This window comes from Paraburkholderia edwinii (genome assembly GCF_019428685.1).
In the GTDB taxonomy this organism is placed as follows: Bacteria; Pseudomonadota; Gammaproteobacteria; order Burkholderiales; family Burkholderiaceae; genus Paraburkholderia; species Paraburkholderia edwinii.
This window is the reverse complement of sequence record NZ_CP080095.1, coordinates 4,026,727-4,041,414: the sequence shown is the minus strand read 5'-3', so window position 1 is coordinate 4,041,414 and position 14,688 is coordinate 4,026,727. Positions and strand designations below refer to the sequence as shown.

Annotated in this window: 13 protein-coding genes; 9 read left to right on the top strand and 4 right to left on the bottom strand. The window is 60.7% G+C overall.

Annotation, left to right across the window (positions count from 1 at the left end):
• Positions 1 to 7 precede the first annotated feature (7 nt).
• On the top strand, positions 8 to 1,348 hold the full coding sequence (locus KZJ38_RS17865; protein WP_219797522.1) for a sensor histidine kinase: 1,341 nt from the start codon (positions 8 to 10) through the stop codon (positions 1,346 to 1,348).
• A 39-nt stretch (positions 1,349 to 1,387) separates the two neighbouring features.
• Here the strand turns inward: KZJ38_RS17865 and KZJ38_RS17860 are convergent, their stop codons facing one another.
• Positions 1,388 to 2,992: a hypothetical protein gene (locus KZJ38_RS17860; RefSeq protein ID WP_219797521.1), complete on the bottom strand. Its 1,605-nt coding sequence runs from the start codon at positions 2,990 to 2,992 to the stop codon at positions 1,388 to 1,390.
• Positions 2,993 to 3,335: 343 nt separating this feature from the next.
• On the opposite strand from KZJ38_RS17860, the gene KZJ38_RS17855 reads away from it, so the two are divergent.
• On the top strand, positions 3,336 to 3,515 hold the full coding sequence (locus tag KZJ38_RS17855; RefSeq protein ID WP_219797520.1) for a hypothetical protein: 180 nt from the start codon (positions 3,336 to 3,338) through the stop codon (positions 3,513 to 3,515).
• Positions 3,516 to 3,710: 195 nt separating this feature from the next.
• Complete coding sequence (locus tag KZJ38_RS17850) at positions 3,711 to 4,043, top strand: H-NS family nucleoid-associated regulatory protein (RefSeq protein WP_219797519.1); 333 nt, start codon at positions 3,711 to 3,713, stop codon at positions 4,041 to 4,043.
• A 23-nt stretch (positions 4,044 to 4,066) separates the two neighbouring features.
• On the opposite strand, the gene KZJ38_RS17845 is transcribed toward KZJ38_RS17850, so the two are convergent.
• Entirely contained in the window at positions 4,067 to 4,666 is a 600-nt protein-coding gene (locus KZJ38_RS17845) for a chalcone isomerase family protein (protein ID WP_246641529.1), read from the bottom strand.
• 840 nt (positions 4,667 to 5,506) lie between these two features.
• Here KZJ38_RS17845 and KZJ38_RS17840 point away from each other — a divergent pair.
• Entirely contained in the window at positions 5,507 to 6,652 is a 1,146-nt protein-coding gene (locus KZJ38_RS17840) for a porin (RefSeq protein ID WP_219797517.1), read from the top strand.
• Positions 6,653 to 6,746: 94 nt separating this feature from the next.
• Here KZJ38_RS17840 and KZJ38_RS17835 read toward each other — a convergent pair whose 3' ends face one another.
• Both KZJ38_RS17835 and KZJ38_RS17830 read right to left on the bottom strand, forming a co-directional pair.
• Positions 6,747 to 8,522, bottom strand: coding sequence for an MOSC and FAD-binding oxidoreductase domain-containing protein (locus tag KZJ38_RS17835; protein WP_219797516.1), 1,776 nt, complete (start codon positions 8,520 to 8,522; stop codon positions 6,747 to 6,749).
• Between the two features lie 36 nt (positions 8,523 to 8,558).
• Positions 8,559 to 9,434: a DUF427 domain-containing protein gene (locus KZJ38_RS17830; RefSeq protein ID WP_219797515.1), complete on the bottom strand. Its 876-nt coding sequence runs from the start codon at positions 9,432 to 9,434 to the stop codon at positions 8,559 to 8,561.
• A 255-nt stretch (positions 9,435 to 9,689) separates the two neighbouring features.
• Here KZJ38_RS17830 and KZJ38_RS17825 point away from each other — a divergent pair, with 255 nt between their 5' ends.
• The 5 genes from KZJ38_RS17825 (at position 9,690) to KZJ38_RS17805 (ending at position 14,251) form a co-directional block, all read left to right on the top strand.
• A complete protein-coding gene (locus tag KZJ38_RS17825) occupies positions 9,690 to 10,358 on the top strand; it encodes a DsbA family oxidoreductase (RefSeq protein ID WP_219797514.1) in 669 nt (222 codons plus the stop codon).
• A gap of 443 nt (positions 10,359 to 10,801) precedes the next feature.
• Positions 10,802 to 11,077 (top strand): hypothetical protein, encoded by a 276-nt coding sequence (locus KZJ38_RS17820; RefSeq protein ID WP_219797513.1) that lies wholly within the window; start codon positions 10,802 to 10,804, stop codon positions 11,075 to 11,077.
• Between the two features lie 290 nt (positions 11,078 to 11,367).
• The gene (locus tag KZJ38_RS17815; RefSeq protein ID WP_219797512.1) at positions 11,368 to 12,450 is read left to right on the top strand and encodes a sugar ABC transporter substrate-binding protein; all 1,083 of its coding nucleotides are present in this window, start codon (positions 11,368 to 11,370) and stop codon (positions 12,448 to 12,450) included.
• A gap of 44 nt (positions 12,451 to 12,494) precedes the next feature.
• Positions 12,495 to 13,448, top strand: coding sequence for an ABC transporter permease (locus tag KZJ38_RS17810; RefSeq protein ID WP_246641528.1), 954 nt, complete (start codon positions 12,495 to 12,497; stop codon positions 13,446 to 13,448).
• Positions 13,448 to 14,251, top strand: a complete 804-nt coding sequence (locus KZJ38_RS17805) for an ATP-binding cassette domain-containing protein (protein ID WP_219797510.1) — start codon at positions 13,448 to 13,450, stop codon at positions 14,249 to 14,251. The genes KZJ38_RS17810 and KZJ38_RS17805 overlap by 1 nt, the downstream gene beginning before the upstream one ends.
• Positions 14,252 to 14,688 lie beyond the last annotated feature (437 nt).

The window sequence follows — 14,688 nt, the reverse complement described above, 5'->3', positions numbered from 1 at the left end:
GTCCGGCATGAAATCGCTTAAGAGCCGAATTATCGGAACATTGATCGTGCTGTTCGCCGCGGTTGGCGTGGTCGACGCGTGCATCACGTATTGGCTGTCGATGCGGCATATCGACGAACTGCTCGACGTGCATCTGCAGGGCGCGGCCGTCTGGCTCGCGGCCGGCAGGGTCGGCACGATCGGCACGAACGGGCCGCCGCAACATTCGATCGACGGCTTCGTCGGGCAAATCTGGGAAGCAGGGCGCGCCACGCCGACCGACAATACGGATCCCGAAGTCACGTTCAATCGCAACGAGCCGGGCGGTTACTCGGTCGAACTGATCAACGGCCATCACTACCGCATCTATACGCTAAGAAAGGACGCCGACGGTTTGATCTATCAGGTCGGCCAACCGGTTTCCTATCGGGAGCAGACCGCGGAACGCGCGGCTATCGAAAGCCTCGTGCCGACCGTGTGCCTGATCGTGCTCGTATGGATTGCGATTCCGATCGTCGTCAATGCGGCGTTCGCTTCGCTCGGGCGCGCGAGTTCGGATGCGGAGGCCGTCGGTATCAGCCATTTGACGCCGCTCGATGTATCGCATGTGCCCGATGAAGTGCGTCCGTTTGCCGATTCGATCAACCGCATGATCGGGCGTCTGCAGGTCGGCATCGACGGCGAAAAGCGCTTTATTGCCGATGCGGCGCATGAACTGCGCACGCCGATCGCGGCGTTGCAATTGCGCATCGATAACCTCGAAAATGCGCCCGATACGAACGCGCGCGGCGAACGCCTGCGCGAGCTGCGTGAAGCGATCGTGCGCACGGCCACGATGATCCGGCAGCTGCTCGAACTGGCCCGCGCGGACGCGCAACCCGATCCGGGCGCGGCATCGGACAGCGTCGACGTGCGTCAGATGGTTCAGGCGCTGGTCGCGGATCTGCTGCCCGTTGCGGATTCGCGTTCGATCGATCTTGGCGTCAAGCGTTTCGAAGCCGCGCATGTGAAGGCGCATGCGGGCGAGTTGCGCATGGCGGTGCGCAATCTCGTCGAAAACGCGCTGCGCTATACGCCTGCAAGCGGCAGCGTCGATATCGATGTATTCGAAGATCAGGCGGGCGCCATCGTGCGCGTGACCGACACGGGCCCCGGCATTCCGGAGGACGCGCTGGGCCGCGTATTCGACCGCTTTTTCAGGCTGAATGCCGAAACGGTCGAAGGCAGCGGCCTCGGGTTATCGATCGTGAAGTCGGTGGTGGCGAAGCATGGCGGTTCCGTTTCGCTCGAAAACCGGCACGACGGTCAACGCGGCCTGATCGCCACACTTGTTCTGCCGGCGCGCGCGTCGGCCACGCTCGAGGCCTGAACGCGCGACCGCGGCTGCCGATGGGGTTGCATCTCGCGCTTATTGCACGGTCCGCCCGGCCGTCGATTCAACCGCCTGCGGATCCATCTGCAGAACCACGAGCCGGTTGATGGCCTGCAACGTCAGTTGCGCGCGTTCGACCGACTTCGGCGTGTCAAATCGGGAGCCAAGCTGCGCAGTGTCCAGCAGCGGCAGAAAATCCTTCGACCACGACTGCTCGGCCGGCGTTGTCGTGTCTTCGGTCTTTACGCCTTGCACGTACTCCTGCTTGTGCGTCGACTGGCTGGCCGAATGTGTCAAGGTTGCCTTCACCAGCAGGCCTTTGTGATAGCCGACTTGCGCGGCGCTCGATGCAGAGTCGTCGATCTGAAAGTAATCGTAGTTTTGCGATTCGATGTTCTTCGTCAGGTGGAGGGTGCTATTGGGGCCGGGCAATGCCTTGTGAAAACTCGCCGTCAGATGCGAGTTCTGCCGTTGCGTGACGGAGAGATTCAACGGGTTCGAATTGTCGACCTCGGAGGTTTGCGACACCTGATACGAGAACGAATCGACCTCGCCGGGCTGATACGGATTGCTGTACTTCTTCGTTTGCACCACGGAGGCCGAAAAATCGGCGAGGCCGGTAATCAGGCTCTGGCCGGCGGCCGGAATGGTCGAGAGCATCGCGTTGAGGCTGCGTTCCTGCGGCGTCGCAACGTTGTAGTTGCTGTTCAACGCGGCGAACGCGCCTTCGAACATCGACATCAACGCTTCGTTGCCGTTGCCGCGCTTCTGTTCGTTCTGAAACTGCTGCAGGTAGCTGGTGATCGCATTCTGCTGTTGCTGCGCGTCGCCGATGATCATCGTGTCCGCCGTATTCACGGTCAGGTTGATCGCGCCATCGGGACCGCTCGTACTGAGCTTGCGCACCTGGTTATCAACGTGAAAGTCGACGGTCTGTGTGCCGCCGTCGCCAGGCACGCTGGCATGGAAATCGATCGACGCGATCGCGCTCGAATCGAACTGCTCGAGTCCGCTCAGATCGAGCGTCGGGTTGCTGGTCGATGTCAGTCCGTCGATCGCGGATTGAAATGCTTTAGAAAGGTCGTTGAGTGCGCTTCGATCCGACGCGCTTAGCGTGCCGTTCTTCACGTCGATCGAGACGGCTAGTCCGTTTGAGCTGCTGTCGAGTGAAATTTCGACCTGGGTGCCGGACGTCGTCGTCACCTCGAGCGTGATCTGATTCGAGGCCGAACCGTGCAGCCGCGCTTGCGCATTCGCGACGGCGGTCGGGCTCGCGTTCGCGCCGGGAGTCAGCACCGACTGCGAGTAGTCGCCGCCGCCGGCGCCAATCTGATTCAGAAGCGCGGCGCCGAGTCCCTGAAACTGCTGAGCGCCCGAAAGCGCCGCAAAGTTGCCGGCCATCAGCAACGACACCGCATTGTTGGTCGCCCCCTCCCAAACCGGCGCTGCCTCGACCGGCGCGATACCGGGAAGCGCGTAAACGGGCGTGATGCTGACGGACTGTCCGATCGAAACGGCCGTCGAAGGCTGCGTGGTCGAAGCCGCCGGCGTATCGTCTGCGGACGTCGGCTTCTTTGTCACGCTTGTGTCATAAAGCGAAGCGAACGCATTCGCCGTATTGAGCGAGGAGATGGTGGTCATCGTGGCAGTCGGAATAGGGGCGACGCCCGAAGCCGGACACTCTTGCGAGGCCCTGCGTTAGTGGCCGCTTATTGGTCTGCGTGCATTCAACATTGTTACTAACGGCCGGCTTTACCCGAAACTTGAATGAAAGCGAGTTTGAGGAAACCGTTAGCGCGGCGCGCGCATGCAATTGGCGGAAAAGAAGTTTGCTGCGAAGCAGCACCCGGCCGCACCCGGCCGCGCCTTGCTGGGCAACATTTCAGCAGTCACACCAGGTAACACGTGTAAGTGCAGGCGAAACCTGCCAAAGAAGGCGCGGCACTAGACTTGAACTGTCTATTTCAATTGGCGGGACAAGCCGATGACACGCCTTCTCATTGCTTTCACTCTGATTAGCGGCCTGTGCGGCTGCGTCGTTGCGCCGCCCGGTTACGGTTACGGCTATGGCTATCCCGCGCCCGCTTATTACGGCTATGCGCCGGGCTACTACTACGGGCCGCCGGTTAGCGTCGGCATTAGCGGCAGGTTCCATATTCACTGATGGGCAATTGCTGCAATGCGCGACGCCGCGGCGCATTGCAGCGCTAGCACCGACTGATGTTCCTGCAGCAACAGTGTTTTTGGCGAACGCAACTCGACGCAGCCGTTGCGGATAGCGATACTTTCCTCACGGCACAAGCGCCTCACCACGACGGCGCGACAAGTCGATCAGAAAAGAAACCTGGAGGTAACGAAAATGGACGAGCGTAAACGCGAAAGCATGATTGCCTATCTGCGCGGCCGCATGGCCAAGGTGGGAATGAAGGCGGCCGACATTGCAGCCGCGCTCAAGGAAGATCAGTTGCGTCAGCGGTCGGTGCGCTATCGCAACGCATTCGGCGATGCGTGGGACGGCAAAGGCGCCATGCCGCAATGGCTGCAGCAGGCCACGAGCGCCGGGCAATCATTGCAGCACTTTGCCGTGATCGGATCGGAAAAGCCCGCTACGCAGACGCAACGTCAGCCGGCTGTCGACTGGAGCAAGGACCCGTTTGCGGGTACGCGGCTCGCAACGGCGCCGCGCTCGTAAGTGGCACGCTCAGCCAGAATCGCTTAACTGCCTGCCTGGCCGCCAAGCAACCTGGCTCTCAGCGTCTTCGCACGCGTTTCCGGATCGAACCAGATATTGAAGAACGCGCGCGCGAATTCGGGATCTTCGATTGTCGCGGTCGGTTCGCCATTCGCAAAGAAGCGCACGCCGGTGCCCGGCAAAAACACGCCGCACAACCAGTCGCCCGGCGCGACATCGACGAACGCCTTCAACATGTCGTCGCGCCAGCGCGCGACGAGCGCATCGGACAAAGGCGTCGGCGCGAGCCGCTTCATCTCGTTCAGACCGAGCGTGGCGAGGCGTTCGCGCGTGGCGGACGTGGTGTACGTCAATTGCAGTGCAAAGCGGTTATCGAAGCTGACCGGCAGGCGCGCGCTCCACAATTGCGCATCGTACAGATGCAAACCGAGAAAGCGATACTCGCCCGAGCCCGAAAACTGGGCTGCGGGTATTTCGGTGTGGCAATCCTGAGCGGCAACCGCCGCGCCCGACGGCACGGCGCACAGCCCGGCTACGCAGGCGAGGGACGCAATGGCGAGCGCGATGCGCCGGCCGGTGGCGACTGCTCGTATGCCGCCTGTCTGGTGGTAAATCGGTTTCACTATTCCGGGGTTCCGTATCATGGCCGGCCGGTCGCGGCCGGCATCGGCGCTCCGTTCGGCGGGCCTGCTCATTCGTCTGAAAAGAAGCAGAAAGGCAAATGCAGAATTTTAACCGGTAGTGCGCGTACGTCCGTACAGAAAAATAATGGCGTCGCAAGCCGTGTATGTGCGCTGCGCCACCATCGCAAGATGTTGGCTTTACTTCAGGCATCCTGCGTAATGCAAAGCATCGGTGACCCGCCTCGTGCGTTTATACGGATGACGAAGTTTATCGGTGAAGTGTCGGTCAGCGGTTTCGCGCCAGGCGGATTCGCACCGCTGGTGTGACCGGCCGCACAGACCGTCAAGAGCGGACGTGTTTGCTGCGACCGGCATCGCCTACATTTCGATTTCGTGCGTAAACGGCGCATGGATCTCTCTAAAAGCGAAAAGGACACGGACGATCAACAAAACGCATTCAGCGCGATGCGCAGCCGTGACTATCAAAGCGATGTTTCCGTTGAAAGCCATCGCCGTTTCGATCTTGAACACCAGAGACAAAGAAGCATAACTAGTTCAAGCAAATCAAGCATCTGACGCCTCACTGCAAACCGGCGCAGTCAAGTTGCCCGGGCTTACAAAGCGGGAGGCGGGCGGAACGCCCGGAACCCGCTTGCAATGCTCTGCTCTATGCCTGCGGTCAAGAAGCGCGTCACCTCGTCGCGGCGTCGCACCGTCGATGTTTTCAACGCGCCTCCTGATCCTTGAAATCCCCCTACAGCCTGTTCACGACATGTCGCGCCCGTCGGGTCGTACAGGACGCGCATGGCCTGACATTTCATTTCGCGCTTTGGAGACAAGATGAAGAAGATGACGGCGGCTCTCGCGGTGACCGGTGCATTTGCCGGTCACGCCTATGCCCAAAGCAGTGTCACGTTGTACGGCATCATCGACGAAGGAATCACCTATACGAATAACCAGGCCGGGCACAGCACCTGGCAGGAAACCGATGGCGCAATTAATACGAGCCGCTTTGGATTGCGCGGTAACGAAGATCTCGGCGGCGGACTTCAGGCAATTTTCCGGCTCGAAAACGGCTTTAGCGCGGCCAACGGCAACCTGCGTCAGGGCGGCCGTCTGTTTGGACGGCAAGCGTACGTCGGGCTCGCGTCGTCGCAATTCGGCACGATCACGTTAGGTCGGCAATACGATAGCGTCGTCGATTATCTCGGCCCGCTCGCGTTGACGGGCACGCAGTACGGCGGCACTTTCTTTGCGCACCCGTTCGATAACGACAACCTCGACAACGACTTTCGCGTCAACAATTCGGTCAAGTTTCAAAGCCCGAATTTCCGCGGACTGCAGGCCGGCGCGTTGTATGGCTTCTCGAACGATGCGGGCGACTTCGCCAACAATCGCGCGTACAGCTTCGGCGCATCGTATGCGTTCAAAGGCGTGACGGTCGCGGCGGCCTATCTGCAGATCAACCAGAACCTGACCACCGCGTCGATCTCGAACACGAATGGAGCGCTCAACGGCGACGCGACCTTTTTTGCCGGCCGGCAAAGAATCTGGGGCGCCGGCGTGAAATACTCGTTCGGTCCGTTCACGACAGACTTTGTCTATACGACGACGCTGCTCAACAACGCGCTCGGCATTTCGGCGGGAGAGTCGGGCGTATCGGGCGGGTTCGGCCTGAACGGCGGCAGCGCGCGCTTTAACAACTACGAAGTGAATGGACGCTATACGCTCGGCTCGCCGTGGACGATTGCCGTCGGCTACGTGCATACCGACGGCAGCATCGACGCGGCACGGCCGCACTGGGATCAGGTCAATGTCCAGGCCGCGTATCTACTCTCGGTCCGCACACAGGTCTATCTGCAGACCGAGTATCAGCACATCGCGCAGGACGGGCTGCCGCTCGGCGCGATTATCAGCGGCTTGCCGGCCGCGTCGACGACGCCGAATCAGGTTGCGGTCACGCTGGGGCTGCGTCACACGTTCTGATTGACGCGCTTGAACAAGGCCGCTTAAGGGGCCGCTTAAGCAGCCGCACGAGGGTCCGCTAAGGGCCCGCTTAAGGGTCCACATAAGGGTCCACTCAAAGGTCGATCACCACGTCGCCGACGGGCTGCGAGCAGCAGATAAGCAGGTTGCCATCCGCGGGCTTGTCGAGCGGCTCCGGCCCGTACGCGACGTTTCCCGACACCAGTCCGCTTTCGCAGTTATGGCATACGCCGGTCCGGCATGACCACCGGACCGGCACGTCGCACGCCTCGGCAAGCTCGAGAATGCTCGGATACACGGCCGCATTCCAGTGTGCGGCAATGCCGCTGCGCGCGAACGAAACCAGTGCGCCGGTCTTCGCATCGTCTTCCGGCAGATGCGGCGCGCGCGCCTTGGCGCCGACGATACCGGGGTTCAACGATTCGCCGCCGTTGAAAATTTCCGCATGGATCCTGCCGGGCGCGACGTTCATCGCCGCAAGCGTGTCCTTCATCTCCGCCATAAAGCGAGCCGGCCCGCACAGATAAAAATCCGCATTGCGCTCGATACCGGCTTCCTCGAAAACGGCGCGCGACAGGCGGCCTACCGCATCGAAATGCTCACCGGGATGGTCGTTCGAATCGGGCTTGCTGTAGCAGACGTAGCTTTTGCCGTGCGCAAGCGCGCGAGACAGACGCCGCGCTTCGTCTGCGAATGCATGGTGGCGCCCGTCGTGAGCGCCATGCAGCCACCATACGCGGCGCGTCGACTGAGCCGCCGAGAGCGCGTGCAGCATCGCGAGCACCGGCGTCGCGCCGATACCGGCGCTTAGCAAAACCACCGGACCGTCGCCCGCTTGCAGAACAAAGCTTCCTCGCGGCGCGCTCACATCGAGCCTGTCGCCGACGTGCAGCTGCCGATGCAGGTACATGCCGCCCGCACCGTTCGGTTCGAGCTTGACGCTGATCCGATAGCGCTGCGTCGAAAGCGCGCCGGAGAGCGAGTAGCTGCGAAAAAACGGCGAGCCGCCGTCGGGACGCGGCAAACGCAGCACGACATACTGACCGGGCAGTGCCATCGGCAGCGGTTCGCCGTCGGTGCTTTCCAGCGTGATCGACAGAACGTCGGCCGACTCCTGATCGAGTGCGGCCACGACGAGCGAGCGAAAACCCGGCGCAACCGGATGCGACGCGGCGGCTGGCGCAAGCCCCGCGTTGCCGCCCTTCGTGCCGTCCGGCTTGCCGTCAGACTGCTCGCGCAGCAGCGCATCGAAAGACCAGCGCCAGCCCGGCGACAGGGCCTTGATCCGCAACGCGCGCTCGAGTTTGTCGCGCGGATGATGCGGCGAATAGAGCAGGGCGTTGATCTCGGCGACTGTCATCCGGTCGTCGGCCTCGCCGACCTTGATGATTTCGTCGCCGGCGCCGACCTCGCCTTCCTGCAACACACGCAGATAAAAACCGGGGCGGCCGCTCGATGTGAGCAACGCCGCCATACGCGGTTCGTTGGTCCGGATACCGACGCGATAACAGGTTACACGCGGCTGCGTGACTTCGAACAACGCGTCGCCAATCTGATAACGGTCGCCGATGCAGACGTCGGAATCGGGCAACCCTTCGATCGTGAAGTTCTCGCCGAACTGCCCATACGTAAAATCGCTGCGATTCAATTGCTGCTGCCAGTGGCGATATGATTCGATCTGATAGACGAACACGGCGCGCTGCTCGCCGCCATGCCCACCGGTATCGCCCTGGCCGTCGCCGGCAAGATTGAGGCGGCTCGCGCGGCAGCGGCCCTGCACCGGATCCTTCCAGATACCGGTGTACACGGTGCGGCCTTTCCATTCGATATTGCGCGGCATTCCGACGTTGACCGATAGTAGCCGACCCATGTTTCCTCTCCGCATCGATGTTGAGCGTTGCTGCGTCTAGGCCGATGGCCGCTCACGCAACTGCACTTCGTGCACCGTGAGCTCGCGATCGACGCCATGCGGAATCACCGTTTGCCCCGGCTCGAGATGAAGCTCCTTGCCGTCGAGATGCACGCTGACGATATCGGGCTCGAACGACACGTAGTTCGTGACGCGGTTCACTTCCGGATAAGTTTCCGGATAGGTCCATGCGGCAAGGCGCGCATCGCCGATGTCGTAGTAGCTGCATACGCCCTTGTACGGGCAAAAGGTTTTCGTTTCGACGCTCGTCAGCGCGGATAGGTCGATATCGTCGCGCGGTACATACCAGCGCGGCGCGAAGCCTGATTCGTAAAGCGCAAGTGGCCGCATCGTATCCGCAATCACGCGGTCGTGGTGACGGACCACAAGGTGCCGCGACGTCTCGCGAATATCGATGCGGTGATACGGGTCCGCCGCGTGGCCGACGATCCGTTCGTCTTCCTCATAGAACGCGTCCATCATGCGCCATGCGAATGCGACGCGATTGTCGAGCACATTCGCATGCTCCGGTAAGCCCGTGTGCTGCCACGCGCCGCGCTGCGCGACCTGTTCGCCTGCGCGTACCGCGAACCATGTGGTCGGGCCGAGGTCCTGGTGGCGCGTCGTATGCTCGAGGCGTTCGAGCACACCGGCAGCGATATCGCTTTCCGGGAAATACGCCACCGGGTAGCGCGCCGGTTCGAAAAGCAGCACGACGTTTTCGCTATCGGCAATCCACTTGCCGCCGAAATGCACGCGCATGCGGCGGCGCAGCGGCTCGGCATAGAGCAGGCGCTTGGGTAGCGGATCGGGGACGAGAAAGCGGCCGATCGCTCCGGACGCGAGCGGGCCTTGTTGCCATGAGAGTCCCATGTCGGTTCCTCCTTGTAATGATGTAACCGGTAACCGGTAAAATAACGGACTGTTCCATGCGGTAGCGTCATACGTCATATGAACCGCACGCGCGCGGTCGACAGACGGCATTAGTTCGAGTGTCGCCGAATTCGACGGTTTGCGCATTGTGTGTATGCAGAGCAGAACTTTTCGAATCGCGTTAACCTGTTTCGCTAGCGCCGCTTTTAAACGTCAACGGCGGCGCCTGAAACAGATGTCCTCAACAGGAATACGATGACTCCGCTACGAATCGACTACATCTCCGATATCGCGTGCCCGTGGTGCGCGGTCGGCCTCGCGTCGCTGCAACAGGCGCTTGCCAACCTCAACGACGAGGTTCGCGCCGAATGGGTCATGCACCCGTTTGAACTGAACCCGCAGATGGGCCCGGAAGGCCAGAACATCGTCGAGTACCTCGGCAATAAATACGGCCGCACGCCGGCGCAGATCGCCGAGACGCAGGCGGTGATACGCGAGCGCGGCGCGAGCGTCGGCTTTGCGTTCGGTGAGCGCAAGTTCGTCTACAACACGTTCGACGCGCACCGTCTGCTGCAGTGGGCCGGTGAAGAAGACAAACAGCAAGGCGAGCAGCCTGGCAAGCAACTCGCGCTCGAGAAAGCGTTGATGCAGGCCTATCACGGCAACGGTAACGACGTGAGCGACCACGATGTTCTGGTTGAAGCCGCGCGATCGGTCGGGCTCGATGCGCAGGAAGCGCGCCGCATATTGCAGAGCGATGACTATGCCGACGCGGTGCGCGCCGACGAACAGGAAACCCAGGCGATGGGCATCCACTCGGTGCCCGCGATCATTTTCAACCGCCGCTATCTCGTGTCCGGCGGGCAGCCGGTCGAAGCGTTCGAGCAGGCGTTGCGGCAAATCCTTGCCGAAGAAAAAGCGTAACCGCGTTGGCGCGGCCGATCGAGCCTCGCGAGTAAGCCGCATATCCGGTTTTTAAATGCGCGGCTGGATTTTCGACCGGCACAGGCCTATAACCTTAAAAAAAGAACAAACGGCTTCCATGAATAGAGCTTCATTATTGGCTCTCCGGTGCGTGCATTAATTATAGAAATCCGGCCACGCTGTACGTATCTGCCTGACACGTACCGTCTTTCATCGTGCTTTCGCGTTCCGCCGCTTCAGGAGCGCATCTTGGGCCTGGCCGGTGCGGACTCCTCTTTTCTGCAATTGGCAAGCAGCAGCTTCGTCGATACAAAATGCTTTCAGTGGCTGTTTTTCCCAATCACTCTCCAGCTTATTTTTAGACTCATTTTTCAACCCAGGCAATTCGCTTTGACATCCTTATCGGATGAAGGCGGATTGCATTCCGGATGCAGGTGAAGAAAATGAAAGCTCTTTATGTTCCAGTGTTGGCGGCAACCGCGCTTTTTTCTATTTCCGGTGTCGCTTTTTCGCAGACATGGCAGTCGCCCGCCAATGCCGATCCGCAAGCCGCGCCGGGCTCGACCATGTCGCAGCCGAACACCGACCCATCTCGAACGAACCGCTACGAAAGCGACGCGACGGGTCCGCAGCCGGGTGGATCGAGCGGTAGCGGACGCGGCAGGAACGGAGCACGCTGCGTCGTCGGATTGTCGTGCGACATCTATCAGGGAAGTTGAGGCGGGGAGCTCACTTCGCAAAACTAACCCCGCAAAACTAGCCCGCCAGGCTAACCCGGCAGACGCTGCGGAAACGCCGCATCCCAATAGTCGGACTACTTTAGGGTATACATTGATTATTCGGCTAGAGGCCGTGTTATAGGATTTTCCGCAGTTGTCCAGAAGCACACGCATGCAACGCATGCGGGCCGTCGTCGTTTGTAAGGTGTATTGATGTCCGGCTCCGGCGCTTTTCTGGCCTGCGCCGTCATGCACACAGCAAGTCAATAACTAAGAGACTGGAGGATGACATGGCCGGGAAGCCGGAACGCGATGGGGAAGAAGTGCAGGAAATGCGCCGTGGATTGTTGCAAGGTGCAGGCTTAGGCGCCGCACTGGCGCTGCTGGGGGGAGCAATCACGCCGGCGCAGGCCGCGGAAGGCGCGCCGTTCCCAAGTCACAAGCGCTGGAAAATCGTCTTCGTCAATCACGTGACGACGAACCCGTTTTTCGTGCCGACGCAATACGGCATTCAGGACTCCACCGCGTTGCTCGGCATGGACTACCAGTGGACCGGTTCGGCCAACGCCGATATCGGCGAGATGGTGAATGCGGTCAACGCCGCGGTGGCCGCCAAGGCCGACGCGATCGCGGTGCCGATCGTCGATCCGAAAGCATTCGATAAACCGATCCAGGCTGCGCTTGACGCGGGCATTCCGGTGTTCTCGTACAACGCCGACGCCCCGCAGGGCTCGAGCAATCCGCGCCTCGCGTATATCGGGCAGGACCTCTATCTGTCCGGCTATCAGATGGGCGAGCGCATTGCGAGTCTCGTCGATAGCGGTCTCGTTGCACTGTTTATCGCGACGCCGGGCCAGCTCAATATCCAGCCGCGCCTCGACGGCGCTGTAGCGGCGATCAAGAAGTCCGGCAAGAAGATCGACGTGCAGACCATCGCGACCGGTGCGACCGTCAACGAAGAACTGTCGAAGATCAAATCGTTCTACCTTGGCCACCAGGACCTGAAGGGCATGTTCGCGGTCGACGCGGGCAGCACGCAAGGTGTCGCGCAGGTGATGAAGGAGAACAATCTCCCGTCGAAGGGCGTGCATGGCGGCGGCTTCGACCTGCTGCCGACCACGGTCCAGCTGATTCACGACGGCTTCCTCGATTTCACGATCGATCAGCAGCCCTACGTGCAGGGCTTCTATACGGTGGTCGAGGCGTTTACGTATCTCGCATCGGGCGGACTGGTCGGGCCGGCCAATATCAATACCGGCCTCAAGTTCGTCACCAAGGGCTCCGTCGATCCGTATCTGACGACGTCGACGCGTTACGAAGGCAAGAGCACGAAGCCGCAAATTGTTCCACGCACGGGAGCGATTAAAGGGTGACGTCTTCGGTCGCGGATCAACATAAGGCTCGCCGGCGACCGCGATTGTTATCGCGGTCGCTGATTCGCTCGAGCGAAGTGCGCATCTTCGTGGTCGCGCTGATTCTGTGCGCGTACTTCCAGTTCGTTAATCACGATTTTCTGCTGTCGAGCGCCAGCCTGCAGAACCTGTCGCAATACATTGCGCCGGTTGCACTCATTGCGTTCGGCGAAATCATGCTGATGATCGGCGGCGAGATCGATCTGTCCGCCGGGATGGTGTTTGCGTTCGCGCCGTTCATCATGTATTTCGGCATCGAGGCGGGCTTTCCGGTCTGGCTCTCGATACTCGCGGGTCTTGCCGCCGCGGGCGTGGTCGGTTTCATCAACGGTGCGGTAACGGTCTATCTGCGCATTCCGTCGTTTGTCACGACGCTTGGTACGCTGTTCTTCGTGAACGGTTTCACGTTGACGATTTCGCAGGGCACGCCGGTTCCGTCGCCGCAAGGTACATGGCTCGCCCACTTCATGGGCGAGTGGGGCTATAGCGAGATCATCTGGGCCGTCGCGCTCGCGGCGATCATGCATGTGTTGCTCAGGCACACGCGTTGGGGCCTGCACACGGTTGCATCGGGCGCGAATCCGCTTGGCTCGAGCGAAGCCGGTATTCGTATCAAGCGGCTCAAACTCGGCAACTTCGTGATTGCCGCGATGCTGGCCGGGCTGACTGGCATTCTCGAATGCCATCGCATTGCATCGATCGATCCTCAAGCGGGCGGTAATCAGATCATGTTCCTCGCGGTCGCCGCGGGTGTGATCGGCGGCACCCCGCTCGCGGGCGGTTCGGGCACGATTATCGGCGGCCTGATCGGCGCCGCGGTGCTCGGTATTCTCAGCGACGGGTTCACGCTGATCGGCATCAACGCGTTCACATTCAATATGATTCTCGGCGCGGCGATTCTTGCGGCGATGATCTTCAATATCCATGTGGTCCGGCTGGCACGCAAGGGAGAGCTCTGATGTCCGACGTGCCTGAGGTGCCGGTCGCCACACCCGATGCGGCGTCGGTCGAAGCGCTGCGCGGCGACGATATCGTCAAACGGTTCGGCGCGGTGACCGCGCTCGACGGCGTATCGTTGACCCTCAAAAAAGGTGAGATTCTCGGCATACTCGGCGACAACGGCGCCGGCAAGTCGACGCTGATCAAGATTCTCACCGGGTTTCATCAGCAGACGAGCGGCAAGCTGTTCCTGAACGGCGTCGAAACGATGCTGCGCTCGGTCGATCACGCGCGCGCGCTGGGTATCGAGTGCGTGTATCAGGATCTCGCGCTCGCCAATTCGCTGAGCATCTATCACAACATGTTCCTCAACCGCGAGATCATTCATCGCGGACCGATTCCGCTGCTCAACAATCGCGCGATGCGTAACCGCGCGGCGGAGTTTCTCGAAGAGATCGGCGTGCATGTGCCGTCGGTCGATCTGCCGGTCGAGCAATTATCGGGTGGGCAGCGGCAGGCGATTGCCGTCGCGCGGGCGGTTCATTCGAACGCGAAGATCCTGCTGCTCGACGAACCGCTTGCGGCGATGGGCGCGCGCGAAGCCGGATTGATCATCGATCTGATCCTGCGTTTGAAGGCAAAGGGCGATCTGTCGATCATCATGATCATGCACAACTACGCGCAGACGCTCGACATTGCCGATCGCGTGATGCTGATGCAGCGAGGCCGCGTCACGTATCAACGCGAGGCGGCGAGCACATCGGTGGCCGAGCTGATGGACATCGTACGGCGTGAATATCGCGCGATGCGCACGGCGTCCTGAGTTCGGCAAAACGATATTCCCCCTTTATTTCCGCGATATTTTTCGTTTTTCTTCAGACTGAATCGTCGGTATCGTGCAATTTTTTTCCGCGGCGCCAAAAGGCGTGTTTGCGGAAAGCGTCGGCTATCATGAAAGGATCGTTTGCAAAGGGCCGTCGTCCGTAGGTGCAGATATGACGAAAGTAGGTAAGACGCTCATCGGAGTGCTGGTCGCGGTGGACCTGGCGTTCGTTTTTTACATTATGTCCCCGCAAACCGAGCATTCACGCAGTAAAAGTGACGACGCCGCAGAGGCAGCGGCAAAAGGAGCCGAACTTGAAGCGGGTGTGATTGCGAATGCAAGCAAAGGCCCGCAGGTGGCGTCGGGTTCAATTGCGGGCAATATGGCCGACTCCGACACGCCGAATTCGACATCGGATGCCGGACGCGTTGTTACAG